General features: G+C 57.0%; 24 protein-coding genes. 10 read left to right on the top strand and 14 right to left on the bottom strand.

The features are described 5' to 3' along the window. Positions 1 to 159 precede the first annotated feature (159 nt). From AC2FHX_RS18400 to hslO, 3 genes are read right to left on the bottom strand one after another with little or no spacing between them, the layout of a single operon-like run. Positions 160 to 1311, bottom strand: coding sequence for a CCA tRNA nucleotidyltransferase (locus AC2FHX_RS18400; RefSeq protein WP_496703291.1), 1152 nt, complete (start codon positions 1309 to 1311; stop codon positions 160 to 162). Continuing rightward, complete coding sequence (locus AC2FHX_RS18395; protein ID WP_496703239.1) at positions 1311 to 1916, bottom strand: CoA pyrophosphatase; 606 nt, start codon at positions 1914 to 1916, stop codon at positions 1311 to 1313. Before AC2FHX_RS18395 ends, AC2FHX_RS18400 begins: the two co-directional genes overlap by 1 nt. Next, on the bottom strand, positions 1900 to 2877 hold the full coding sequence (hslO, locus tag AC2FHX_RS18390) for an Hsp33 family molecular chaperone HslO (RefSeq protein WP_496703241.1): 978 nt from the start codon (positions 2875 to 2877) through the stop codon (positions 1900 to 1902). The genes AC2FHX_RS18395 and hslO overlap by 17 nt, the downstream gene beginning before the upstream one ends. Before the next feature lie 76 nt (positions 2878 to 2953). Between hslO and AC2FHX_RS18385 the strand changes: the two genes are divergently transcribed. After that, on the top strand, positions 2954 to 3397 hold the full coding sequence (locus AC2FHX_RS18385; RefSeq protein ID WP_271950593.1) for an NUDIX hydrolase: 444 nt from the start codon (positions 2954 to 2956) through the stop codon (positions 3395 to 3397). On the opposite strand, the gene AC2FHX_RS18380 is transcribed toward AC2FHX_RS18385, so the two are convergent. Further along, positions 3394 to 4665, bottom strand: a complete 1272-nt coding sequence (locus tag AC2FHX_RS18380; protein ID WP_496703243.1) for a PP2C family protein-serine/threonine phosphatase — start codon at positions 4663 to 4665, stop codon at positions 3394 to 3396. The two genes, AC2FHX_RS18385 and AC2FHX_RS18380, sit on opposite strands and share 4 nt — an antisense overlap. 156 nt (positions 4666 to 4821) lie before the next feature. Here AC2FHX_RS18380 and AC2FHX_RS18375 point away from each other — a divergent pair, with 156 nt between their 5' ends. After that, positions 4822 to 5145 (top strand): Hpt domain-containing protein, encoded by a 324-nt coding sequence (locus AC2FHX_RS18375; RefSeq protein ID WP_496702884.1) that lies wholly within the window; start codon positions 4822 to 4824, stop codon positions 5143 to 5145. A gap of 125 nt (positions 5146 to 5270) precedes the next feature. On the opposite strand, the gene ilvA is transcribed toward AC2FHX_RS18375, so the two are convergent. Both ilvA and AC2FHX_RS18365 read right to left on the bottom strand, forming a co-directional pair. After that, a complete protein-coding gene (gene ilvA, locus AC2FHX_RS18370) occupies positions 5271 to 6497 on the bottom strand; it encodes a threonine ammonia-lyase IlvA (protein WP_142637386.1) in 1227 nt (408 codons plus the stop codon). A gap of 57 nt (positions 6498 to 6554) precedes the next feature. Continuing rightward, positions 6555 to 7316 (bottom strand): hypothetical protein, encoded by a 762-nt coding sequence (locus AC2FHX_RS18365; protein WP_496703245.1) that lies wholly within the window; start codon positions 7314 to 7316, stop codon positions 6555 to 6557. 141 nt (positions 7317 to 7457) lie between these two features. On the opposite strand from AC2FHX_RS18365, the gene AC2FHX_RS18360 reads away from it, so the two are divergent. From AC2FHX_RS18360 to msrA, 3 genes are all read left to right on the top strand, one after another. Beyond that, positions 7458 to 8684, top strand: a complete 1227-nt coding sequence (locus tag AC2FHX_RS18360) for an argininosuccinate synthase (RefSeq protein WP_142637390.1) — start codon at positions 7458 to 7460, stop codon at positions 8682 to 8684. A 147-nt stretch (positions 8685 to 8831) separates the two neighbouring features. Beyond that, on the top strand, positions 8832 to 9113 hold the full coding sequence (locus tag AC2FHX_RS18355) for an SCP2 sterol-binding domain-containing protein (RefSeq protein WP_496703247.1): 282 nt from the start codon (positions 8832 to 8834) through the stop codon (positions 9111 to 9113). Between the two features lie 96 nt (positions 9114 to 9209). Further along, complete coding sequence (msrA, locus tag AC2FHX_RS18350; RefSeq protein WP_496703249.1) at positions 9210 to 9881, top strand: peptide-methionine (S)-S-oxide reductase MsrA; 672 nt, start codon at positions 9210 to 9212, stop codon at positions 9879 to 9881. Here the strand turns inward: msrA and AC2FHX_RS18345 are convergent. Continuing rightward, positions 9878 to 10747 carry a ribokinase gene (locus tag AC2FHX_RS18345; protein WP_282022151.1) on the bottom strand — a complete coding sequence of 290 codons (870 nt, stop codon included), beginning with the start codon at positions 10745 to 10747 and terminating at the stop codon, positions 9878 to 9880. The genes msrA and AC2FHX_RS18345 overlap by 4 nt on opposite strands. 3 nt (positions 10748 to 10750) lie before the next feature. Continuing rightward, on the bottom strand, positions 10751 to 13006 hold the full coding sequence (locus AC2FHX_RS18340; RefSeq protein WP_496702895.1) for an NADP-dependent malic enzyme: 2256 nt from the start codon (positions 13004 to 13006) through the stop codon (positions 10751 to 10753). Positions 13007 to 13166: 160 nt separating this feature from the next. On the opposite strand from AC2FHX_RS18340, the gene mutS reads away from it, so the two are divergent. Beyond that, positions 13167 to 15779, top strand: a complete 2613-nt coding sequence (gene mutS / locus AC2FHX_RS18335) for a DNA mismatch repair protein MutS (protein WP_496702998.1) — start codon at positions 13167 to 13169, stop codon at positions 15777 to 15779. 32 nt (positions 15780 to 15811) lie between these two features. On the opposite strand, the gene AC2FHX_RS18330 is transcribed toward mutS, so the two are convergent. Further along, positions 15812 to 16375: a nucleotide exchange factor GrpE gene (locus tag AC2FHX_RS18330; RefSeq protein WP_142637400.1), complete on the bottom strand. Its 564-nt coding sequence runs from the start codon at positions 16373 to 16375 to the stop codon at positions 15812 to 15814. Between the two features lie 10 nt (positions 16376 to 16385). Next, on the bottom strand, positions 16386 to 17450 hold the full coding sequence (gene hrcA / locus AC2FHX_RS18325; protein ID WP_496690208.1) for a heat-inducible transcriptional repressor HrcA: 1065 nt from the start codon (positions 17448 to 17450) through the stop codon (positions 16386 to 16388). Between the two features lie 112 nt (positions 17451 to 17562). Here hrcA and rph point away from each other — a divergent pair, with 112 nt between their 5' ends. Genes rph through AC2FHX_RS18305 form a run of 4 tightly spaced genes read left to right on the top strand, consistent with a single transcriptional unit; the run spans position 17563 to position 20388 of the window. Next, positions 17563 to 18276, top strand: coding sequence for a ribonuclease PH (rph, locus tag AC2FHX_RS18320; RefSeq protein WP_496692602.1), 714 nt, complete (start codon positions 17563 to 17565; stop codon positions 18274 to 18276). Beyond that, a complete protein-coding gene (gene rdgB / locus AC2FHX_RS18315; protein WP_496703252.1) occupies positions 18273 to 18887 on the top strand; it encodes an RdgB/HAM1 family non-canonical purine NTP pyrophosphatase in 615 nt (204 codons plus the stop codon). Before rph ends, rdgB begins: the two co-directional genes overlap by 4 nt. Then, entirely contained in the window at positions 18877 to 20031 is a 1155-nt protein-coding gene (gene hemW / locus AC2FHX_RS18310) for a radical SAM family heme chaperone HemW (RefSeq protein WP_496703254.1), read from the top strand. Before rdgB ends, hemW begins: the two co-directional genes overlap by 11 nt. 3 nt (positions 20032 to 20034) lie before the next feature. After that, positions 20035 to 20388, top strand: a complete 354-nt coding sequence (locus tag AC2FHX_RS18305) for a YbaN family protein (RefSeq protein ID WP_496703256.1) — start codon at positions 20035 to 20037, stop codon at positions 20386 to 20388. Here AC2FHX_RS18305 and AC2FHX_RS18300 read toward each other — a convergent pair. Genes AC2FHX_RS18300 through mnmG form a run of 4 tightly spaced genes read right to left on the bottom strand, consistent with a single transcriptional unit; the run spans position 20378 to position 24569 of the window. Then, on the bottom strand, positions 20378 to 21274 hold the full coding sequence (locus AC2FHX_RS18300; protein ID WP_142637412.1) for a ParB/RepB/Spo0J family partition protein: 897 nt from the start codon (positions 21272 to 21274) through the stop codon (positions 20378 to 20380). The two genes, AC2FHX_RS18305 and AC2FHX_RS18300, sit on opposite strands and share 11 nt — an antisense overlap. A 19-nt stretch (positions 21275 to 21293) precedes the next feature. Next, on the bottom strand, positions 21294 to 22097 hold the full coding sequence (locus AC2FHX_RS18295) for a ParA family protein (RefSeq protein WP_142637414.1): 804 nt from the start codon (positions 22095 to 22097) through the stop codon (positions 21294 to 21296). Beyond that, positions 22090 to 22704: a 16S rRNA (guanine(527)-N(7))-methyltransferase RsmG gene (gene rsmG / locus AC2FHX_RS18290; protein ID WP_496703257.1), complete on the bottom strand. Its 615-nt coding sequence runs from the start codon at positions 22702 to 22704 to the stop codon at positions 22090 to 22092. The genes AC2FHX_RS18295 and rsmG overlap by 8 nt, the downstream gene beginning before the upstream one ends. Next, complete coding sequence (mnmG, locus tag AC2FHX_RS18285) at positions 22701 to 24569, bottom strand: tRNA uridine-5-carboxymethylaminomethyl(34) synthesis enzyme MnmG (protein WP_496703259.1); 1869 nt, start codon at positions 24567 to 24569, stop codon at positions 22701 to 22703. Before mnmG ends, rsmG begins: the two co-directional genes overlap by 4 nt. Positions 24570 to 24576 lie beyond the last annotated feature (7 nt).

The following is a 24576-nucleotide window of genomic DNA, read 5'->3' as shown; positions in this document are numbered from 1 at the left end:
CATGCGAAAAAAGATGGCGCCAGAACACCACCCCTACGGGTCAAGTGTTATGGCTTTAGCCGAACCAGATCCCGTAATACATTCGCATCCCTCCATTCATGTTACAGGCGCAAGAAAACACAAACGATCCGGCTTGTCATCCCCTTTTGAGACTTCAATTTACTCGACCAGCAACTCGGAGCGCGTCAGGGTGAAACCCGAGGCGATCCAGCGCGCCTCAAGCTCGGCCAGTTTCTTGCCCAGCGCCGGGCCGGTAAAGTCAGGGATCAGGTCAGCGGCCCGCACGGGAAAATCCGCTGCCGCCCCGTCCCGGAGCGCTTGCCACTTATCCTCGGACCAGGGCTGTTCCAACAAAGCACAACGCAGCAGAACTTCGTGCAGGCCGTCCTCTTCACCATAACGGAACCCAAGCTCGGCAGTGCCCGCGGTTCCCGCGGCCTCATCCCGCATCCGTGTCAGGCGTTGCATCTGGGCCTTGCTCAGACGCAGGGTCTGGGCAATCTCGGGCGTGGCGATGGAGGAAAGTCGCCGGACCGGCTCGGGCTTTGCCCCAGCCTGCTGTTCCAAGGCGATCAGCGGGGCAAGTGATCGATCTTCAACCCCCGGCAATATCTGTGCCAGAACGCCCGTGCTGCGCATGGCAGCGACCGAAGGCGCAGGGTCAGGCGCGGTCAGCAATTTCATAAACTCGGCCCCAACCCGTTCGCGCGACAGGCCTGCCAATCCGTCCAGATTGGTTGAAATGGCCGACAGAGCTTCGGGATCAAACCCGTCTTCGACATCCCCATACCAGGCGTGAAACCGAAAATAGCGCAGAGACCGCAGATAGTCTTCGCGGATGCGATGCTGGGCGTTGCCTATGAACCGAACCTTTCGGGCCTTTAGATCGGGCAGTCCGTTCAGCGGGTCCAAAAGCGTCCCATCCGGGCGGGCATACAGCGCGTTCATGGTGAAATCGCGCCGGCTGGCATCTTCATCAACATTGTCCGAGAACGCCACAACAGCCCGGCGGCCATCGGTTTCGACATCTCGCCGGAAGGTCGTGATCTCATGCGGGATGCTTTGGCTGACAACAGTTATCGTGCCATGCTCGATCCCAGTTGGAATGGCCTTCAACCCCGCCGCCCGCATCAAATCCAGCACCTGCTGGGGCGGAGCGTCCGTGGCAATATCCAGATCCGAGACCGGCGCCCCCAAAAGCGCGTTGCGGACGCAACCGCCGACGAAAAGCGCCTGAAAACCGGCATCGATCAAAACGGCGCAGACTGTCTGGGTTGCCGGGTTTGTAACCCAGCTTTCTGATAGCTTCATCATTCACTCACCCGCGCAGCCAAGCCCCGCAACATCCGGGCCGTAGCCCCCCAGATGTAATAAGGGCCATAGGGCACGGTGAAATAATACCGCCGCTGGCCCCGCCAGCGACGCGACTCAACGATATAATTCGCAGGGTTTAGAACATGCGCAAGTGGGACTGAAAAAACTTCGTCAACTTCACCCGGCTCAGGAATTGGGTCGAACCCGTCTCGTAGGATCGCGACAACCGGGGTTACGACAAAAGATGTCACGGTTTCATGGGTAGGCAAATGCCCGAGAACTTCAGGCATATCCGAGGAAAGGCCAATCTCTTCCTGTGCTTCCCGCAGGGCGGTTGCGGTTACATCCGGATCGGTCTCATCCTGTTTTCCGCCAGGAAAGGCGATCTGGCCGGGATGGTGTTTCAGCGCCGACGAGCGCTTGGTCAAAAGCAGGTGTGGGGCCTCATCCGTCACAAGAATCGGAACCAGAACCCCGGCTGGACGCAGCTTGCGCCCCGCTGGCAAAACCGCATCAGGGTTCAGATCGAAATCACTGGACCCGTTGCCGGGGCGGCTCAGGGCCGCCCGCAGCTGTTCTGTTGGATCAGGCTTCACCGGCATCGAAGCCAACGGTGACGGGGTCCAATACGTAATGGGCACCACAGAACTGACAATCGGCGGTGACCTGGCCCTCGGAAGTTGTCATCTTTTCGATGTCGCGCGCCGAATAGATCGACAGGCTTTGGCGCACGCGCTCTTCCGAGCAGGTGCAGCCGAACTGAACCGATTGCGCATCATAAACCCGTGGCTGTTCCTCATGAAACAGCCGGATCAACAGGTCGGTTGGCGCAATCGAAGGGCCGATCAGTTCAAGGTCATCAACAGTATCCAGAAGGATATTGACGCGCCCCCAATTTTCACCTTCCTCACCGTCAACCAGATCATCCGCCGACAGAATCTGACCGTCACCCTCTGCATTGGCTACAAATGGTGACGCTTTGGGCATGTGCTGCAGCATGATGCCGCCTGCGCGCCAGTGCTCACCGACGCCAGGTTCAGTTGATTTTCCGAAGCTCAGTGAAAACCGCGTCGGCAACTGTTCGGACTGTGCGAAATACGCCTCTGCGCATGCGCTGAGAGAGCCGCCAGCCAGCGGTGTGATCCCCTGGTAAGGTTGCGTGCCCTCGCCCTGGTCAATCATGATGGCGAAATAGCCTTCACCCACCTGATCAAACGGTGTGGAATCGGTCAGGCGGTCCGGGTCAAAACTGGCATAGGCGCGGATGCGAGCCGGTTCGCCCTCGGCCTGCGGAGCGTAGTAATCGGTTGCGATCATCCGAACGGCGCCTTTGGACTGAACCTGAAGCGACAGCTTCCAGCGCAGCGAGACTGTCTGGCCGATCAGAGCAGTCAGCAAGGCCATCTCGGCCACCAAAGCCTCGACCTTTTCGGGATAGTCGTGCTGTTTCAGAATGCCATCCAACACTCCGTCCAGCCGCGCCACACGTCCGCGCATATCCGGTATATCAAGTTGAAAGGGCAGGACGGTGTCGTCCCACGCGATTTTTGTTCCAAGAGACATGGGGTTTCCTTAAACGCCACAGATTGGCATACCGCCAGCATATAGGTCGAAGATTTCGGGTTGTAAGAGGCCATACATGATCAGACGGTTCGGTGAAACCCCACAAGCGGGGCGCAAATACACACGACGTGTGGGTGTATACGCATTGTTGCCTCGAGGACGACATCTGTTGCTGACCTGCCAGACAGAGCCCGGCCCTGATCTACAGTTGCCGGGTGGCGGTATTGACCCGGGCGAATCGCCCATCACCGCCCTGCATCGCGAAGTCTTTGAAGAAACCGGCTGGTTGATTGCCAGCCCGCGGCGGGTCGGCGCTTTTCGCCGTTTCACATACATGCCCGAATATGACCTGTGGGCCGAAAAGGTCTGTTTGATATATCGAGCCCGCCCTGTGCGCCGCATAGGTCCACCTTCAGAGCCATTCCACGAAGCCCTTTGGCTGGACAGTGCGGATGCCGCGCAGATGCTGGGCAACAGCGGTGACCGACATTTCGCTTCGGGACACCTGATGGGGCTTTAAGGCCCGCTGTATTCAAAGAAAACCGCAGATACGTCATCATCCATACCCTGGTCCGGATCCATGGCCTGTGTCAGCCGCCAGAACATATCGTCCAGAAATTCGGGCCCGCTGAGATCGGTGGCACAATCCGTCACCATTCTGCACAGCCCCTCTTCTTCCAGCAGGGATCCATCCGCCATCCGGCATTCCGTGAACCCGTCTGAATATAGCAACAGCTTGTCACCGGGCTTCATGTAGGTATCGGTTCGCTGAAACGTGACATCCGGCAACAGTCCGATGGGCAGGCCACCTTGCCCCAGATACTCGGTCCCACCATCCTGTCGCAACAACAGCGGATGCGGATGCCCTGCTTGCACCATCTTGAGATGTCCGTTTCGCAGGTCGATAATGGCATAGACCATGGTAAAATACTCTTCGACGCCAGCATCGGCCATAAGGCGGGAATTGAGCATCTCTGCCACCTGATCAGGTGGTAGCAATGAGTAAAATTTATCGAACCGCTTTTCCATCGCCACGTTCTGATCGAAATGTTTGCTGGACAGATACCCGCCCAGCCGTGCTGTCATCATCGCCGAGGTGATGCCGTGGCCGGACACATCGATGCTGTAAAACCCCACACGGTTGACCCCCGGTGAAAACATTCCCACTAGATCGCCACCGATATGCCCACAAGGTTTCAGCAACATGCTGATACGCGATCTACCGAAATCACGCGTGAGTTCGGGGACCAGAGATTCCTGTATCTTACGCGCCTGAATCAGGTCCTTGTCGATCGCATCATGGACCACTTTCAGTTCTTCGAGCGCGGTCTCGATCATACGGTTCTTATCAGACAGCTCACGCTGCATATCCAATATCCGCGCGCCCGCAGATATGCGCGCCCGCAATTCATCGGCCTCAAGAGGTTTGATCAGAAAATCATCCGCCCCGGCATCCAGTCCGCGCGCAACCTCCTGCTTTTCGCTTTTTGAAGTCAGAAGGATGAAATAGCTGTATTCGTCATTCTCCAACGCCCGAAATGCCTGACAGAATTCCAGCCCGCTCATCCCCGGCATGACCCAGTCGCTCAGGACCAGGTCGGGGGACATGGCCGCACAGATTTCGATGGCGGCCTCTCCGCTGTCTGCCTCGAGCACCTCAAAGCCCCATTTCTTCAGCGAGGCCACAAGGATGCGACGTTGCAGACGACTGTCATCAACGACCAGCACCTTGCGAATCGCACCAAAATCCAGCTCTGCCTTTGTTTCTGCCTGACTGACCTCTGCCACCTGACCCTCAGCTCTGCCATATAATGCGGAACGGGACGACCCTAGCGCACGGCTATTTAACATCCTGTGAAGGTCGTAAATACATCCATCTTAACCACGGATTTACCAACGGCCTGTAGTGATAATCGGGTCGTTATCTTTAGGGAAAGGATGGCCATGATCGACTGGTCCAGGGTCAGACAGCTGCGGGACGAGGTCGGCGCCGACGAGTTTGACGAGGTAGTGGAAATCTTTCTCGATGAGGTGCAACAAGGCCTGGAGCATTTGCAGGTCGATGATGATCGGTCTGACTTCGAACAGCATCTACACTCCTTGAAGGGCAGCGCGCTTAGTCTGGGATTCAGGACATTGGCCAGGCTCTGCCAGGATGGTGAGCGCCATTCGGCACAGGGTCAGGCCGCAACCGTCGATATCGCCGAAATAGTCGGCACATTCCGGACCTCAGCAACGGAGTTTCAGGCAGGATTGAACGAGCTCTGAGCGGCGCCGTACAGGCAGCAAACAGGTACACTAGCGATGGGTGACAACCCGGCCCTGTATATTGCCTGTTTCAAACGCAGCTGATCCATCGCCGCGAAAGACAACATTGCAGTCTGGTCATTTGCTCAGATCACAAACTGGGCGAGGGTCTCGTCCTCGGTGATATCCGTAAAAGTGAACCCGGCTTCATCCAGATGCGCGAACAGACGGGCAAAGTTTTCGGGCTTGCGGGTTTCGATACCAATCAGAACCGAGCCGAAGTTACGTGCCGATTTCTTCATGTATTCAAACCGCGCAATGTCATCCTCGGGGCCAAGGATGTTCAGGAACTCTTTCAATGCGCCAGGGCGCTGTGGCAAGCGCAGGATGAAGTATTTCTTCACCCCCAGATAGCGCTGCGCGCGTTCCTTGACCTCGGGCAGACGTTCGAAATCGAAGTTGCCGCCAGAGGTTACGCAGACAACGGTTTTCCCTCGGATAAAACTCTGAATGTCGCTCAGCGCCTCAATCGCGAGGGCCCCGGCGGGTTCCAGAACGATGCCCTCGACATTCAGCATCTCGATCATGGTTGTGCAGATTCGGTCTTCGGACAGGACCAGAGCATCCGACAGATGACGGGATTTCAGCAATTCGAACGGTTTTTCACCGATCCGACCAACGGCAGCACCGTCAACGAAATTGTCCACCTGATCCAATGCCACCGGATGTCCTGCTGCCATTGCCGCGTGCAGACAGGCACCGCCTTTGGGTTCCACAAACAGGCAATGGGTCCGATCGCCAAACCACGTAGCCACGCCCGCAGACATGCCGCCACCGCCTACTGGCAAAAGGATGTGGTCCGGCAACCCACCCAACTGCGCTTCGATCTCAACCGCAAGCGAGGCTTGCCCCTCGATCACATCAACATCGTCAAAGGGCGACAGAAAATGGCCGCCCTGTTCGGTGCACCACGCCTGCGCGGCGGCCAACGTGTCATCGAAATAGTCGCCGGTCAGATGAATCTCGATATTGTCGCCGCCGAAGATACGAGTTTTCTGGATTTTCTGCTGCGGCGTCGTCACGGGCATGAAGATCACACCCTTCACATCCATGTGCTTGCACATAAAGGCCACGCCCTGCGCATGATTTCCCGCGCTGGCGCAGACAAACAGGTTCTGCCCCTGCTGTTTGCGCATGGCGTTGAACGCACCGCGGATCTTGTAGGACCGCACCGGGCTGAGGTCCTCACGTTTCAGCCAGATATCGGCCCCGAAACGATCAGACAGATGGGCATTGCGCTGCAAAGGCGTCACCGGAAACACAGAGCGCATCGCCTGTTCGGCAGCGCGGGCGCGGGTCATGAAATCACTCATGCCGGTTTCCCTGCCCCATCATCGCTGAAAGAGCAAGGAATACATATGTGTACGAGTTCAGGTCAGCTGGCGCTTTTCAACGAACACGCCGTACATGGTGGTCAAGATACTGACATTGATCAGCGGCAAAACCAGAACCCCAAAGAACAGTGAGAGCAAAACACCCAGAACCGGGATGAAAGCGAGAGCTGTAAAGACCAACTGGACCACGACCTGGAACACAAAGCTTACAAGCAATAGAACGATGATCGCACCACCCGCACCGGCGGTGTTGTTCCAAGCTTGCCCAAGCGTCAACGGTTGCCCAATCGCTGCTGCGGGCAGGATTATGGACAAACGGTAGAAGCAGATGATGAGGAAGACGACAAGGACAATGACAAACACAACTGACAATGCTCCACCGCCCAGCGCTGAAAGTACCGCGCCCGCCGGCAGGAACGCGATAGCCATCAAGATACCCAACAGAAGAACCCGCCCGAAATAGGCCAGAATTCTATCGAACCGGAAGGTTGGGAAAATACCTCTTGGATATTCCTCAAGCAGGACAAAGCGGTGCCACGACACCACAATCCAGAACATCGTCACAAATATCACGACCATAAAGCCCACCAGGAAGCCAATCACCGATCCGCTCGAAACACCTGCAGGCAACTCTCCGGTGGTTGTATTGAGTTGATCCAGCGGAACGTCCAATACAAAAAACAGGGCGACAATCACCGCTGTCGCAACCAAAGATGGCCCGAAGGTAATCTGCAAAACCTGTTTGAGATTCCCAAAAACCATCCGCACCGAATGTGCAAAAATCTTCCAACCCAACATCTGAAATCTATCCCTTCAACCAATCCTTGTTTTCTTTCCTTCTGTTTCACCCCAAATCCCGACCTGCGTCAACGCAGATAACTTGCCCCCGCGTTCAAAACCCGCTAGGGGCCAGTCGTTCTACGCATAAAGGGAAGTCAGATGTCCGCGCCCAAGAAAGTTGTTCTGGCCTATTCCGGTGGCCTTGATACCTCGATCATCCTGAAATGGCTGCAGACCGAGTATGGTTGTGAGGTCGTAACCTTCACCGCCGATCTGGGTCAGGGCGAGGAGTTGGAGCCCGCCCGCAAGAAGGCCGAGCTGCTGGGGATCAAGCCCGAAAACATCTATATTGAGGACATCCGCGAGGAATTCGTCCGCGATTTCGTCTTTCCGATGTTCCGCGCGAATGCGCAGTATGAGGGCCTGTACCTGCTGGGCACCTCGATTGCGCGCCCGTTGATCTCGAAACGTCTGGTCGAGATTGCCGAGGCGACCGGAGCGGATGCCGTATCTCATGGCGCGACCGGTAAGGGCAACGATCAGGTGCGGTTCGAACTGGCCGCTTACGCGCTGAACCCTGACATCAAGGTGATTGCCCCGTGGCGCGAATGGGACTTGTCCAGCCGCACCAAGCTGCTGGAATTTGCCGAGGCCAACCAGATTCCGATCGCCAAGGACAAACGTGGCGAGGCGCCGTTCTCGGTTGATGCCAACCTGCTGCACACCTCATCCGAGGGCAAGGTACTGGAAGACCCCGCCGATATGGCGCCCGATTACGTCTATCAGCGCACGGTCCACCCCGAGGACGCGCCGAATAAACCAGAATTCATCGAGATCGGGTTCGAAAAAGGTGACGCGGTCAGCATCAATGGCGAGGCGATGAGCCCGGCCACCATCCTGACCAAGCTGAACGAATATGGCGGCAAGCACGGCATTGGCCGTCTGGATCTGGTTGAAGGCCGGTTCGTGGGCATGAAATCCCGCGGCATCTATGAAACACCGGGCGGCACAATCCTGTTGGAGGCCCATCGCGGTATCGAATCCATCACCATGGATCGGGGCGCGATGCATCTGAAGGACCAGCTGATGCCTCAATATGCAGAGCTGATCTATAACGGCTTCTGGTACTCGCCCGAGCGCGAGATGCTGCAGGCCGCGATCGACAAATCTCAGGATCATGTCACCGGCACCGTGCGCGTGAAGCTGTACAAAGGTCTGGCATCGACCGTTGGCCGCTGGTCGGAACACTCGCTGTATTCCGAGGCGCACGTGACCTTCGAAGAGGATGCTGGTGCCTACGATCAGAAAGACGCTGCGGGATTCATCCAACTGAACGCCCTGCGCCTGAAACTGCTGGCAGCACGCGACAAACGGCTGTCAAAGTAAGACAGCTGAGATTTTGACCTGAAGACCCGGCAGCCCCTCAGGATGCCGGGTTTTTTATACGTCCATTTTTGCCACCTCCCGTCAGGTCACTCTTGCTCCACCGCAGGATATGTCTTTACCCAATTCACAACACTGAAAGGATGGGGCATGTTGCAGGATATCGCAGAAGGTATTCAGAACGGTCTGAATGGCAAAAACTTTGATGGGTCGTTGAAATTCGATTGCGGTGATGCCGGTGTGATTGTTCTGGCCGACAATCAGGCGACGACGCAGGATCAGGACACGGATTGCACCATCCGTATCTCACAAGAGAACCTGACCAAGCTGCTGACCGGCAAGCTGAACCCGATGACCGGTATTGCCATGGGCAAGCTCAAGATCTCGGGCAATATGGGTGTGGCGATGAAGCTGGGGCAGTTGCTGGGCTGAGGCGATAAACTCGCCTCACCAGCGCGTGAGAACAGATGTCAGCGCGTTGCGCCTGAGGTTTTCCCAAGGCAGTCTGATCATGGAAGGAGACCCACCATGATCCGAACCACATATCTTGATGCAGTCAAGCCATGGCTTCTGTTTGCGCTGATCCTCATCGTCGCAATGCTGCGCGCCGCGCCTGCACCGGCTGCCGGAACCGAGACGCTGACCGTGGCCGGGGGGTGTTTCTGGTGCGTTGAATCCGATTTCGAATCCGTGCCGGGCGTGGTTCAGGCGGTCTCGGGCTATACCGGGGGCGCAACGGCGGACCCGACCTATGGCGAGGTAACCAAAGGCGGCACCGGCCATTATGAGGCTGTTCAGATCACCTTTGATCCGGCCCGTGTTTCCCGTGAAACCCTGCTGAACCTGTTTTTCCGCTCGGTTGATCCCACGGATGCGGGCGGACAGTTCTGCGATCGGGGAGAGAGTTACCGCACAGCGATTTTCGTCTCTAATACAGGCGAAAAGGCGTTGGCCGAGGCTGCAAAATCCAAAGCGCAGAACGTCCTGCGTCAAACGATTGTCACCCCGATCCTGCAACAGGACCGGTTTTACCCGGCCGAAGCCTATCATCAGGATTACTATAAGGGCGAAAAACTGGTCTTTACGCGGTTCGGTCCCAAACGCCAGCGCAACGCCTATAAGGCCTATCGCAAAGCCTGCGGTCGCGACGCCCGCGTCAAACAGCTGTGGGGCAGTGACGCGCCCTTTGCCGGGTCTTAATCAAAGCGCGCTTCGCGCACCTCTTTCAGATCAGGAATGACATCCGCCGTACCGTGCCGTGTCACCATCAACGCGGCAGCCCGGTTTGCCTGCAATATGGCCTGCTCCATCGGCATGCCACGATCCATTCCTGCCAGAACGTAACCTGTGAACGTATCGCCCGCACCAGTTGTGTCCACCGCCTGAACCTTGTGAGCCAAAAAATCCGAGGTCGTCCCCTTATGATGATATCGCGCGCCCTTTGATCCGAGGGTCACAATGACATGCTCTATCCCCAACTCGGACAGGCCTTGTCCGGTTGCCTGCCGCAGCTGCTCGGCCTCGACCTCATTTAGGATCAGGAAATCCAGATACGGAAGAACCGCCCGCACTGCATCGGCTTGAAAAGGGGCCGCGGCGTAACAGACAGTCAGCCCCATTTCGCTACCCATTTTTGCGGCTTCGACCTGCAAGTTGGTTTCGTTTTGCGTCACAATCAGATCACCCTGATCCGCCGATGACAGCGCCTGGCCCAGTTGATCTGACGTAATTGCATGATTTGCGCCTCGAAACAGGATGATGTTGTTTTCACCCTCGGCGTCTACGGCGATAATGGCGTGCCCGGTAGGATCTGAAACCTCGGCAATCCACCGGGTATCGACGCCATATTCGGTCAGCCTGTCACGCGCCCAGCGCCCGTCGGGCCCAATGGCCCCAATATGCGCCACCCGTGCGCCGGCCCGCGCGCCGGCGACGGACATATTCGCGCCCTTGCCGCCCAGAAACCGATCCAAACGGTTGGCCGAAAGCGTCTCACCCGCGCCAGGCAGGTGTGGCACATCATAAATCATGTCTGCGTTGATCGAGCCTAGATTCCAAATTGTCATGGCTTAACCAATATCGCAGGAGGCCAGAATGGCCATGTTCAGAATGTCATTGGCCGTCGATATGGTCGAACAGATCTGAATCGGCTTGTCGATGCCCGACAAGATCGGGCCGATCACCGTGGCCCCACCCATTTCCTGCATCAACTTGGTCGAGATCGAGGCCGAATGCCGTGCTGGGACAATCAGGATATTCGCCGGTCCGGTCAGGCGCTGGAACGGATAGTTTGACTGCTGGTCGACATTCAGCGCCACGTCCACCGTCATTTCACCTTCGTATTCGAAATCTACGCCACGCTGATCCAGAACGGCAGGAGCGCGGTGCATCTTTTCGGCCCGCTCCGACACCGGGTAGCCAAACGTCGAAAAGCTGACAAAGGCAACGCGCGGCTCCAGCCCCATATGGCGGGCAACGGCTGCTGAACGCTCGGCGATATTGGCCAGATCGTTTTCGTCCGGCCATTCATGGACTAGAGTGTCGCCGATCAGCACGATCCGCCCCTTGTGCAACAGCGCCGTCACACCGGCCGCGCCACGGGCCGCATCTGCATCGAACACATGGTTGATCCGATCCAGCACATGCGCCGATTTACGCGTCGCGCCCGAGACCAAACCGTCGCCATGCCCATGCGCCAGCATCAGCGATGAAAACACGTGCCGGTCGCGCGCGGCAAGTCGATGAATATCCTTTCGATCAAAGCCTTTACGCTGCAGGCGATCGTACAAAAAATCAGAATAGGTATCGAGATGCGCAGTGTTGGCGGCATTCACGACCTCCAGCTCACGCACAGCATCGCCCAGCCCGGCCTCTTCCAGCTTTTGCTTGACGTCATCCGGGCGGCCTACGACCAGCGCTTTACCAAAGCCCGAGCGTTGATACATCACCGCAGCCCGCAGCACACGCGGATCGTCGCCCTCGGCAAAGATCATTCGGCTTTGCGCCTGACGGGCCCGCGCGTTCAGGCCGCGCAGAATGCTGGCGGTCGGATCCATGCGGGATTTCAGGCTCAGCTCATACGCGTCCATGTCGATGATCGGACGCCGCGCCGCGCCGGTATCCATCCCGGCCCGCGCAACGGCGGGCGGAATGCGGTGAATCAGGCGCGGATCGAAAGGTGTCGGGATAATATAATCGCGCCCAAAGGTCAGCGACTTACCATAGGCCATCGCGACCTCATCCGGGACATCCTCGCGCGCAAGGTTGGCCAGGGCGTGGGCACAGGCAATTTTCATCTCGTCATTGATGGCGCGGGCGTGGATATCCAGCGCGCCGCGGAACAGGTAGGGAAAGCCCAACACGTTGTTCACTTGGTTCGGATAATCGCTGCGCCCGGTGGCGACGATGGCATCCACGCGCACTTCGTGGGCCTCTTCCGGCGTAATTTCCGGATCGGGGTTTGCCATGGCAAAAATCACCGGGTTATCGGCCATGCTGGCGACCATATCTTGCGTCACAGCCCCTTTGACCGACACGCCCAGAAAGACGTCTGCGCCTTTCATGGCGTCTTCCAGCGTACGCAGATCCGTGGTGATCGCATGGGCCGATTTCCACTGGTTCATGCCCTCGGTCCGGCCCTGATAGATCACGCCTTTGGTGTCACACACGATGCAGTTTTCATGCCGCGCGCCCATGGACTTGAGCAGTTCGATACACGCTATCCCAGCAGCCCCGGCACCGTTCAGAACAATCTTCACATCTTCGATCTTCTTGCCCGAGATACGCAGCGCATTCAGCAGGCCCGCCGCACAGATCACCGCCGTGCCATGCTGATCATCGTGGAAGACGGGGATATCCATTTCTTCCTTCAGGCGCTGTTCGATGATGAAACACTCGGGCGCCTTGATGTCTTCCAGATTGATGCCACCAAAGGTCGGGCCCATCAGACGCACGGCGCGGCAGAACTCATCCGGGTCTTCGGTGTCCAGCTCGATATCGATTGAGTTTACGTCAGCGAAACGCTTGAACAGGACTGACTTGCCCTCCATCACCGGTTTTGAGCCCAGCGCGCCCAGATTACCAAGACCCAAAACCGCCGTCCCATTCGAAATCACGGCGACCAGATTTCCCTTGTTGGTATAGTCATAGGCCGTTTCTGGATTTTCCGCGATTGCTTCACATGGAACAGCCACGCCGGGGCTGTAGGCCAGCGACAGGTCGCGCTGCGTGGTCATGGGAACGGTGGCTTGTACCTCCCACTTGCCAGGAGTTGGGTCCAGGTGAAAGGCCAGCGCCTCTTCGTTGGTGATCTTCGCTTTGGGCATTTGATACGTCGTTTCTCTGCAACTACGGGGCTTCTGCCTCATAGCGCAGGCACGCGCGCGCCTCAACGAGAATACTTTTGCCTTTCGCACCAGATGGCGGATTTGTAAGGTCGCGACCGAACGCCGTCAAAAGGGATCAGCCTTGTCCACAGTCACGCCGATGATGGCGCAATATCTCGAAATCAAAGAGGCCCATGCCGACGCCCTTCTGTTTTACCGGATGGGCGATTTCTACGAGATGTTTTTCGAGGATGCCGTCAACGCCGCCGAGGCGCTGGACATCGCCCTGACCAAACGCGGCAAGCACAACGACGCCGACATCCCGATGTGCGGTGTGCCGGTCCATGCCGCCGAAGGATACCTGCTGACGCTGATCCGAAAAGGCTTTCGCGTGGCCGTTTGCGAACAGATGGAAAGCCCGGCTGAGGCCAAGAAGAGAGGCTCTAAATCAGTGGTAAAGCGCGGTGTTGTCCGGCTGGTGACACCCGGAACACTGACCGAGGACGCGCTGCTAGAGGCGCGCCGCCACAACTTTCTGGCCTGTTATGCCGAGGTGAGGGATGAAGCGGCGCTAGCCTGGGCCGATATCTCAACCGGGGCATTTCACGTGATGCCTTTGACCTCTGTGCGCCTAAGCCCTGAACTGGCTCGACTGGCCCCGTCGGAACTGATCGTGGCAGACGGGGCCGAACAGGTCCTGCACGAACCTGCCCGCGATCTGGGCATCTCACTGACGCCCATTGGCCGTGCCAGTTTCGACAGCACGGCGGCTGAAAAGCGCATCTGCGATTTGTTTCACGTGGGCGCGCTGGACGCGTTTGGAAATTTTGGCCGGGCCGAAGTGTCCGCTATGGGCGCATTGATTGACTATTTGGAGATCACGCAAAAAGGCAAATTACCACTGCTACAAACGCCGCTGAAAGAATCCGAGGACCGCGTGGTGCAAATCGACGCCGCAACGCGCCGCAATCTGGAGCTGACCCGGTCGCTGTCTGGTGGGCGCGCCGGATCGCTTTTGTCGGTGGTTGACCGTACGGTGACGCCGGGCGGCGCGCGGCTGTTGGAACAGCGCCTGTCCAGCCCCTCGCGCAATCTGGATGTGATCCACGGGCGGTTGGATGCGGTAAGTTTTACAGCCGATGACAGCCTGATCGCCCAAGATCTGCGCGATGCCCTGCGCAAAACCCCCGATTTGGACCGCGCCTTGTCGCGCCTGTCGCTAGATCGTGGCGGCCCCCGCGATTTGGCCGCCATCCGCAACGGGCTGGCGCAGGCCGCAACCATCGCCGAACTGTGCAATGCCGGAGATCTGCCGGTATTGCTGGCCACTGCAGTGCAAAACCTGACGGGGTTTGATGATCTGCTGACCCTGCTGGATGATGCGCTTGTGGCCGAACCGCCCCTGATGGCGCGCGATGGCGGCTTCATTGCCCCCGGCTATGACGCGGAACTGGATGAGGCGCGCACCCTGCGCGACGAAGGTCGATCCGTCATCGCCGGGTTTCAGCAGAAATACTCCGAGCACACCGGCATCACCTCACTGAAGATCAAGCATAACAACGTGCTGGGCTATTTCATTGAAACCACGGCAACCCATGCCGAAAAGATGTTGAACCCGCCGTTCTCCGAAACCTATATCCACCGCCAGACCACGGCCAATCAGGTGCGGTTCACCACCGTTGAACTCTCCGAGATCGAGACCCGTATTCTGAACGCCGGAAATCATGCTCTGGAGATTGAAAAGCGGCTCTATCAAAGGCTTTCTGATGAGATTCTTACCCGTGCTGCGCAGCTGAACCAAGCCGCGCGCGGGCTGGCAGAACTGGACTTAACCACTGCGCTGGCCGATCTGGCACGGGGCGAGAACTGGTGTCGCCCGCAGGTCGATGCCTCTCGTGCCTTTGATATTCAGGGCGGGCGGCATCCGGTTGTTGAACATGCGCTGCGCCAACAAAGCGGTGACGCGTTTATCGCCAATGATTGTGATCTCAGCGCGGAAGATGGTGCTGCAATCTGGTTGCTGACCGGCCCCAACATGGCGGGTAAATCAACCTTCCTGCGGCAGAATGCGCTGATCGCCCTGCTTGCCCAAATGGGCAGCTATGTTCCCGCCGAACAAGCCCATATCGGCGTGGTCAGCCAGCTGTTCAGCCGTGTCGGGGCATCTGACGATCTGGCCAGGGGGCGGTCAACCTTTATGGTTGAAATGGTCGAAACCGCCGCCATCCTCAATCAGGCCGACGATCATGCGCTGGTCATCCTGGATGAAATCGGACGCGGGACGGCCACCTATGACGGGCTTTCCATCGCCTGGGCCACGCTCGAACATCTGCACGCCGCCAATAGATGTCGCGCGCTGTTTGCAACGCATTATCACGAGCTGACCGCGCTGGCCGGAAATCTGGTAGGTGTCGACAACGCCACCGTTGCGGTCAAGGAATGGGAGGGCGAGGTGATCTTTTTGCACGAGGTTCACAAAGGCGCCGCGGATCGATCTTATGGTGTCCAGGTGGCGCAACTGGCTGGCCTGCCGGCATCCGTTGTCGAACGTGCCCGCGTTGTGCTGGACCAGCTGGAGAAAACCGAACGCGAAGGCGGCAAGCAAAAGGCTTTGATCGACGATCTACCGCTGTTCTCGGCTGCCCCGCCGCCACCGCCTCCCCCAAAAGCTTCACCCGTTGCGGATATGTTGGGTGAGATCTTGCCGGATGAGCTAAGCCCGCGCGAGGCATTGGACCTGATCTATAAATTGAAAGAGGCGGCCAGATCCTGACCGCCTCAATAATTGATTGATATCTTAGGTGCTTAGCTTGCCGGCGTGGACGACACACCCACCTGCGCGGGGCGCAAGAGCCGGTCGTACAGCATAAAGCCTTCTGCAGATACCTGGATGATGTCACCAGCGCGTGTTCCGGGCACAGGGGCCTCGAACATCGCCTCATGCACATTGGGGTCAAACCGATCGCCAACTTCTGGCGTGATCACCTGAATCCCGTGTTTCTGAAACACGTCCTTAAGCGCGCGCATGGTCAGTTCAACACCTTCCAGCAAAGCGCCTGCGACCTCTTTCTGCTCGTCGGTTGCGGCCTCAAGCGCGCGTTTCATATTGTCATAGACCGGCAGCATGTCACGAGCCAGTTTCGAGCCGCCATATTGTTCAGCATCGCGCCGTGCCTTGTCGCCGCGCTTGCGCGCGTTTTCCGCATCGGCCAATGCACGCATGAATTTGTCTTTGTAGTCGTCGCGCTCGGCGCGCAGCTCATCCAGCTCCAGCGCTTCTTCGCTGATCTCAGCAAATTCATCAGCCAGCTCTTCGGCCTCGGCCGTTGCGATATCGTCCAGAAAATCTTCGTTCTTGGGCTCTGCCATCTCTTACCCTCTAGCTCCGGTCGGATATCAGTTTGCCGACCAGTTGCGCCGTATAATCCACGATCGGCACGATCCGTCCATAATTCAGACGTGTGGGCCCGATGACCCCAACCGCACCGATTATCTTACGATCAGCGTTCATATATGGAGACACCACCAAAGAGGAACCCGAAAGTGAGAAAAGTTTGTTCTCAGACCCGATAAAAATGCGCACACCTTCGCCTTCTTCGGTCAATTCCAGAAATTCGGCGATGTCGCGCTTGCGTTCGAGGTCGTCAAACAGGGTGCGAATGCGCTCCAACTCATCTGCTTCGCCACGTTCACCCAGCAGATTCGCCCGCCCTCGGACGATCAAACGAGCCGAGTCGCCATCATCCCCGTCCCATGCGGCCATGCCGCTGTCGACCATTTCACGGGCCAGCACGTCAATTTCCTGTTTCCGCACATCGATCTGGGTCAGCATCTGACGGCGAACCTCGCTGATGGTGCGGCCCTCGATCAGCGCGTTCAGAAAATTCGCCGCTTCCCGCATCGAGCTGGGCGTTTGCCCGGGTGGCGGCTTGAACAGCCGGTTTTCCACCTGACCGTCGGAAAAGACCAAAACCACCAGGGCCCTGTCATGCCCAAGCGACACAAATTCGATATGTTTGATTTCCGCTTCGTGTTTCGGCGTCAAAACCAGCGAGGCCCCTTGTGTCACGTGTGACAAGGCCGCGCCGACACGATCAAGCATCCCGCCGACATCCCCCGAGTTAGCGCCCAGTGTGTCGTCCAGCTTCTGCCGGTCATCCGCGCCCAGATCACCGACCTCCAGCAATCCGTCCACGAACATCCGTAACCCGTGTTGCGTCGGAATCCGCCCCGCACTGACATGAGGGCTGTCGAGCAGGCCCAGAAACTCAAGATCCTGCATCACATTGCGAACCGTCGCCGCACTGACTTTTTCCGACAAAGTGCGCGTCAGGGTACGGCTGCCGACAGGCTCACCGCTATCCAGATAGCTTTCGACAATCAGCCGAAACACCTCGCGCGACCGGTCATTCATCTCGTTCAGAATTTTGCTTGCGTCACTCATCGGCAATCCTCTGCTGGATGGCCATTAAATAGCAGGTAGGCGAAAGGTCAATCAGGGTTGCATCCTGACGCTGCGGGGCGGTATCCCCAAACCAGCAAACAAAGGAATTCCCATGCGACCCTCAGGACGTGATCTAAACGAAATGCGCGCCGTTTCAATCGAAACGGGATTTACCAAACATGCCGAAGGTTCCTGCCTGATTAAGATGGGCGATACCCATGTGTTGTGCACTGCCACGATCGAAGATCGCGTGCCACCGTTCATCAAGGGTTCGGGCCTGGGCTGGGTTACCGCTGAATACGGCATGCTGCCCCGTGCGACCAATACACGGATGCGGCGCGAGGCTGCCAGCGGTAAGCAGGGTGGTCGTACCGTGGAAATCCAGCGTTTGATCGGCCGTGCCCTGCGTGCAGGTGTCGATCGGGTTGCCTTGGGTGAACGCCAGATCACCGTCGACTGCGATGTGATCCAGGCCGATGGTGGCACCCGATGTGCCTCGATCACAGGCGGTTGGGTTGCGCTGCGTCTTGCGGTCAACAAGCTGATGAAAACGGGTGACGTGATCTCGGACCCGCTGGTTGACCCGGTTGCGGCCGTGTCCTGCGGTATTTACGCCGGTCAACCGGTGCTGGATCTGGATTACCCCGAAGACAGCGAAGCCGGCGTGGACGGCAACTTTATCATGACTGGGTCCGGCAAATTGATCGAAGTTCAAATGAGCGCCGAGGGCTCGGTCTTTAGCCGCGTTCAGATGGATCAACTAATGGATCTGGCTGAACAGGGCGTTAGTGAACTGGCTGCTGCGCAAAAGGCCGCCACCGCATGACCCGCAAGTTCGACGGCGACAGGTTGCTGGTGGCCACGCATAACAAAGGCAAGCTTGAGGAGATGGCACATCTGCTTGAACCCTTTGGCGTCACTGTTATCGGCGCCGCGGACATGGACCTGCCTGAACCGGAAGAGACCGAGGATACATTCGTCGGCAATGCCCGGATCAAGGCCCATGCCGCGGCCAACGCGACCGGCCTGCCTGCGCTGTCGGACGATTCCGGAATCACCATCGACGCGCTGAATGGCGCGCCGGGCGTCTATACCGCCGATTGGGCAGAAACCGGCAATGGTCGCGATTTCCTGATGGCGATGACCCGCGCGCATGAAGAGCTGGAGGCCAAGAACGCCCCGCACCCCCGCACCGCGCAATTCCGATGCACTCTGGTGCTGGCCTGGCCCGACGGGCATGACGAGGTGTTCGAAGGCATCGCCCCCGGCCATCTGGTCTGGCCCATTCGCGGTGCGGACGGCTTTGGTTATGATCCAATGTTTGTGCCCGAGGGTCATGACATTACCTTTGCCGAGATGGATCGCTGGGAAAAGAACAAGATCAGCCATCGCGGTCGCGCGGTTGAGATGTTCGTGAAAGGCTGTTTTGGCGGATGATTGGCGCAATGGGGGCTTTGGCCTGTATGTGCATTGGCCCTTTTGCGAGGCCAAATGCCCCTATTGCGATTTCAACAGCCATGTTTCAAAAAATATTGATCAAAAACAATGGCTTGATGCATATCTGGTCGAGCTGCGCCGTAGTGCTTCCGAAACCCCCAACCGTGTCCTGAACACCATCTTCTTTGGCGGCGGCACCCCGTCTCTGATGGATCCCGAAACCGTCGCCACAGTGATTGATACCGCCCGCGCCCTTTGGCGCCCCGCCAATGACATGGAAATCACACTTGAAGCCAATCCCGGCTCGGTCGAGGCGGGACGGTTCGCTGCCTACCGAGAAGCAGGCGTCAACCGTATCTCGATGGGGGTACAGGCGCTGAATGATGACGATCTGCGCCGGTTGGGCCGCATTCACAGCGTGGCCGAAGCGCGGGCTGCTTATGACATAGCCCGTCATTGTTTTGAACGGGTCAGCTTTGACCTGATCTATGCGCGGCAACATCAAACCCTTGATGCCTGGCGCACAGAGTTGACCGAAGCCCTGTCGATGGCGGTCGATCACCTGTCGCTGTACCAACTGACCATTGAAGGCGGAACCGCCTTTGGTGATCGCTATGCCGTGGGCAAGCTACGCGGCCTGCCCTTGGATGATAGCGCCGCCGATATGTATCTGGCCACGCAAGAAATCTGCGAGGCTCATGGTCTGCCCGCCTATGAGGTATCGAACCACGCCCGCCCCGGCGCGGAATCACAGCACAATCTGATCTATTGGCGCTATGGTGACTATGTCGGCATTGGCCCCGGCGCCCATGGGCGGATCACCCAGAATGGCCAGAAATACGCGACTGAAACCTATCTGAATCCGCAGCGGTGGTTGGATGCGGCTTCCTGTGGTAGCGGAGAGAAAGAACGCGCCGCATTGTCGCGTGAAGATCAGGCAAGTGAATACCTTATGATGGGTCTTAGAGTTACCGACGGGCTAGATATAGATAGATATACGGAAATATCAGGCCACCCCTTACCACAAGACCCTTTGGGCCATCTTCAGGATATCGGCATGGTTCAAATGCTGGATGGTAGACTGATAGCCACAACCGACGGGCGGGCCGTCTTGAACGCCGTGATCCGCGAACTTTTGGGATAGACCATGCAATATCTGTGGGCAGGGCTTGGATTGTTATGCGTCGGGCTGGCCGCTGTTGGGGTGGTACTTCCCCTACTACCAACGGTTCCATTTCTGCTACTCGCCGCCTTCTTCTTTGCCCGCTCGTCTTCACGGCTGCATAGCTGGCTGATAACGCACCGACTGTTTGGCCCAATGATCGTCGATTGGCAGAGTTCAGGCGCGATTCGTCCGGCCGCAAAAAGGGCGGCCACCCTGTCGGTCACCGCTGTATTTGGATTATCGGTCATGATGTCTGCGCCGTCTCATGTCCTGATCATCCAGGCGATTGTACTAGGCGGCGTGATGTTCTTTATCTGGACCCGCCCTAGCGGCTGAGCTTGGAACAAAGATCATCCAGTTGATCCAGGTTCTCATAGGTCAGGACCACCTGCCCCGTTTCCGAGCCCGCTTTGTGATTGATCGCCACTTTCATCGCCAGAATCGCGGAAAGATCCTTTTCCAGCGCCCGGGTATCCGCATCTTTACCCGCATTCAGATCCCGAGACCTTGGTGCCGGTCGGGCCGCATCCCCCTGCTGTTGCTTCTTCACCAGCGCTTCCGTTGCCCGCACCGACAGCCCATCTTTGACAATTTGCTTTGCAAGGTCCGAGGCATTCTCGGCCGTGATCAGCGTCCGTGCATGGCCAGCCGATAATTTTCCTTCTATTACAAGGGTTTGTACATCCATTGGCAGGGACAACAGGCGCAGCAAATTGGCAATATGACTGCGGCTTTTGCCCAATGCTTCAGCCAGCTTTTCTTGCGTATGACCAAAGCGGTCCATCAGCTGCTTATAGCCGGCCGCCTCTTCCACCGCATTCAAATCCGCGCGCTGAATGTTTTCGATAATGGCGACTTCCAGAACCTCAGTGTCATCAAAATCGCGAACGATAACGGGGATATCATGCAACTGCGCCATTTGCGCCGCGCGCCAGCGGCGTTCACCCGCGACGATTTCATAATCGCCTTCGGCAATCTCGCGGACGATCAACGGCTGAATGATCCCCTTCTCTTTGACCGAAGCGGCAAGCTCATCCAGATGTTCCCGGGCAAAGGTGCGGCGCGGCTGATTTGGGTTTGCGTGAAGCTTTTCGATTGGAATCGTCAGGTCCGGCCGCCGTGAATCAGTTGGCACGCGTCCCTGGGGCTCTTGTGTGACATCTGCCATCAACGCCGAAAGCCCGCGACCCAACCCTCTTGGTTTTGATTTTCTGGCTGTCACAGGGTCCTCCTAGTACCGCTCAGACTGCGGTTTTATTGTTCTTATGCATGACTTCCCGGGCCAAATGCCGATAGGCCATCGCGCCCAGAGACCCCGAGTCATATTGCAAAACCGGCAACGCGTATGACGGAGCCTCACTGACCCGCACATTTCTGGGTATTTTGGTTTTAAATACCATCTCGCCCAGATTGTCACGTGCGTCTTTTTCGACCTGACGGGACAAGTTGTTGCGGTTGTCATACATAGTTAGCACAACACCTTCGATTCTGAGGTCTGGATTCGCAGTCTGTCGCACCTCGCGAATGGTCAGCATGAGCTGGGACAAACCCTCTAATGCGAAGAACTCGCTTTGCAATGGCACCAGTACGGAATGCGCTGCGACCATCGCGTTTACCGTCAGAAGATTCAGCGATGGCGGACAGTCAATCAGGACGAAATCCAGATCGTACTTATCAATAGCAGTCTGGCGTAACGCATCATGCAGTAAATAGCTGCGTTTTTCGTTCGAAATCAGTTCGATATCGGCGGAACTGAGGTCTACCGTAGCGGGGACAACGAGAATGCCTTCAATCTCCGAGTCCTGAACGACCGCATCCAAAGGCGCATCATCCAGAATCAGGTCATAAGTTGTCCAATCTCGATCCTCGACACCTAAACCGGTTGAAGCATTCCCCTGTGGATCCAGATCAACCACTAGAACCCTGCATCCGGCCTCGGCCAGGCCTGCTGCCAAGTTTATGGCTGTTGTCGTCTTCCCAACCCCGCCCTTCTGGTTGGCTACCGCTATGATCCGGGGGCCTGAGGGACGAGATAGATCAACCACGTGATACTCCTTTGACCTTGAGGATGACGGCTTGGGGTTCTGTTAAACTTGTAATCGGATCACAGGTGAAATTCCATTCTTCCTGCGCATCCTGTACCTCTTTTTTCCAGCTTACACCTTTCGGCAACAAAGCGACGCCAGGATCGCCTAAATGTCTGTCACAAAAAGACAATAACACCCCGAGATCTGCCAAGGCGCGGGCAGACAAAACATCTGCATTCAGGGGGTCCACCGCTTCAATGCGTTTCGCCACCACTTTACAGTTTGCGCCACATTCCCGGGATACATTGCGTAAAAACGCAGATTTTCGCTGATCGCTTTCAACAAAGGTGAATTTTGCGTCTGGCGCTTCTTCGATCGCCATAATTGCACAGACCATACCGGGAAACCCACCACCACTTCCAATATCAACCCAATGCGAAAAGTTCTCGGCACATCGAAAAACCTGAACGGAATCCAAAATGTGCCGTGTCCAGATTTCGGACAAGCTTTTGCGCGATACGAGGTTGATTTTCGGGTTCCAGCGCTCGACAAGGGCAACATATGTTGCCAGTCGATCATATGTTTCACGTGAAACATTCAGACCGTCAAACAGCTCTTCCTTCATGCTTTGCGCACCCTCTGATCGCGGCGAAGCTTGGCCAACACCAGAGTCAGCGCAGCCGGCGTCACACCCTCTATCCGGCTTGCCTGCGCTACATTCTCAGGACGGGCGTTGGACAACTTCTGCTTCATCTCTGACGACAGCCCATCCAATGCGAAGAAGTCAAAATCACGCGGAATCTCATAGGCTTCATCGCGTTTCATCGCTTCGACATCACGTCTTTGCCGCTCGATATAATTCGCATACAGCGCATCTCGTTCCACTTGCTGCCGAATGCCTGAATCAACGTCCTGCAACTCAGGAATCAAGGGAACAAGGTCCTCAAAGCTCACATCAGGAAAGGCCAAAATCGCCATACCATCGCGGCGATTGCCATCCTGATTGACCTCGATACCAGCTTCTCGCACTTCTTTCGGAGTATAGGTATGATCTGTGAGCTTCTTTTTTGCAGCCTCCAACTTCTCCATCCTTTCAGAGAAGTGCTTGCGGCGTGTCTCGCTTACGCAACCTAGGCGTATGCCAATAGGTGTCAGTCGTTGGTCGGCATTATCGGCGCGCAAAGACAATCTAAACTCTGCCCGTGAGGTAAACATCCGATAAGGTTCTGCCACTCCGCGAGTGGTCAGGTCATCGACCATGACACCAATATAGCTGTCGGAACGCGTGAAATGGATTGGATCCCGACCCAATACCTGAAGGGCAGCATTGAGGCCAGCCACCATTCCCTGAGCTGCAGCTTCCTCATATCCTGTGGTGCCGTTAATCTGACCCGCAAGATATAGTCCTGGCGCCTCAGGCAACGACAGTGATGATGTCAGAACGCGAGGATCTACGTAGTCATATTCGATGGCGTAGCCAGGTTGGAGGATCTCTGCCTTTTCCAGCCCCTTAATGGATCTGACATAATCGACCTGAACATCCTGTGGCAGTGAGGTAGAAATTCCATTCGGATAGATTGTGTGATCATTCACACCTTCTGGCTCGAGGAAAATCTGATGAGATTCCTTATCCGCAAACCGCACAATCTTATCTTCGATCGAAGGGCAATATCTGGGGCCTATACCGTCAATATGTCCCCCATACATCGCCGATCTGGAAAGATTCTTTTCAATGATCTCATGTGTTCTGGCATTGGTATGCGTAATCCCGCAAGAAATCTGCGGTGCCACCACCCCCATCGAAAGGAATGAGAACAGCGTAGGTTCATCATCGCCGTCCTGACGTTCGAGACCTGACCAATCAATCGTCCGACCATCCAGCCGGGGTGGTGTCCCCGTTTTCAAGCGTCCTAGCGGCAGGTTAAGGCTATCCAAACGCTCGGCCAGCTTTACCGAGGGACGATCCCCCATACGTCCGCCAGGGCGCGATACGTCACCAATGTGAATAACGCCTCGCAAAAATGTCCCAGACGTCAGGATCACAGCGCCGGCCCGTATTTCAGACTCATCCGCCAATCGAATTCCGGTAACAGCAGGTCCATTCACCAGGAAATCTGTCACCTCGCCGACTACGACGCTGAGGTTCGGCTGTGCCGTGGTTTCTCGCTGCATCGCAGCTCGGTACAAAGCCCTGTCTGCCTGCGTTCTGGGCCCCTGCACAGCGGGGCCTTTACGGCGGTTCAGTAAACGAAACTGAATTCCCGCCTGGTCTGCGACGCGCCCCATCACCCCGTCCAACGCGTCAATTTCGCGGACAAGATGCCCTTTGCCGAGGCCCCCAATAGCGGGGTTACAGGACATTACGCCGATATCAGTGGCCGACAGAGTCACAAGGGCGGTAGTCGCACCCATCCGGGCGGCTGCATGGGCCGCCTCTGTTCCGGCGTGGCCCGCTCCGATAACGACGACGTCAAAATCCGAATGTTTCACGTGAAAC

Source organism: Ruegeria sp. CDSC042, assembly GCF_059610745.1.
This window is presented reverse-complemented; position numbering and strand designations above follow the sequence as displayed.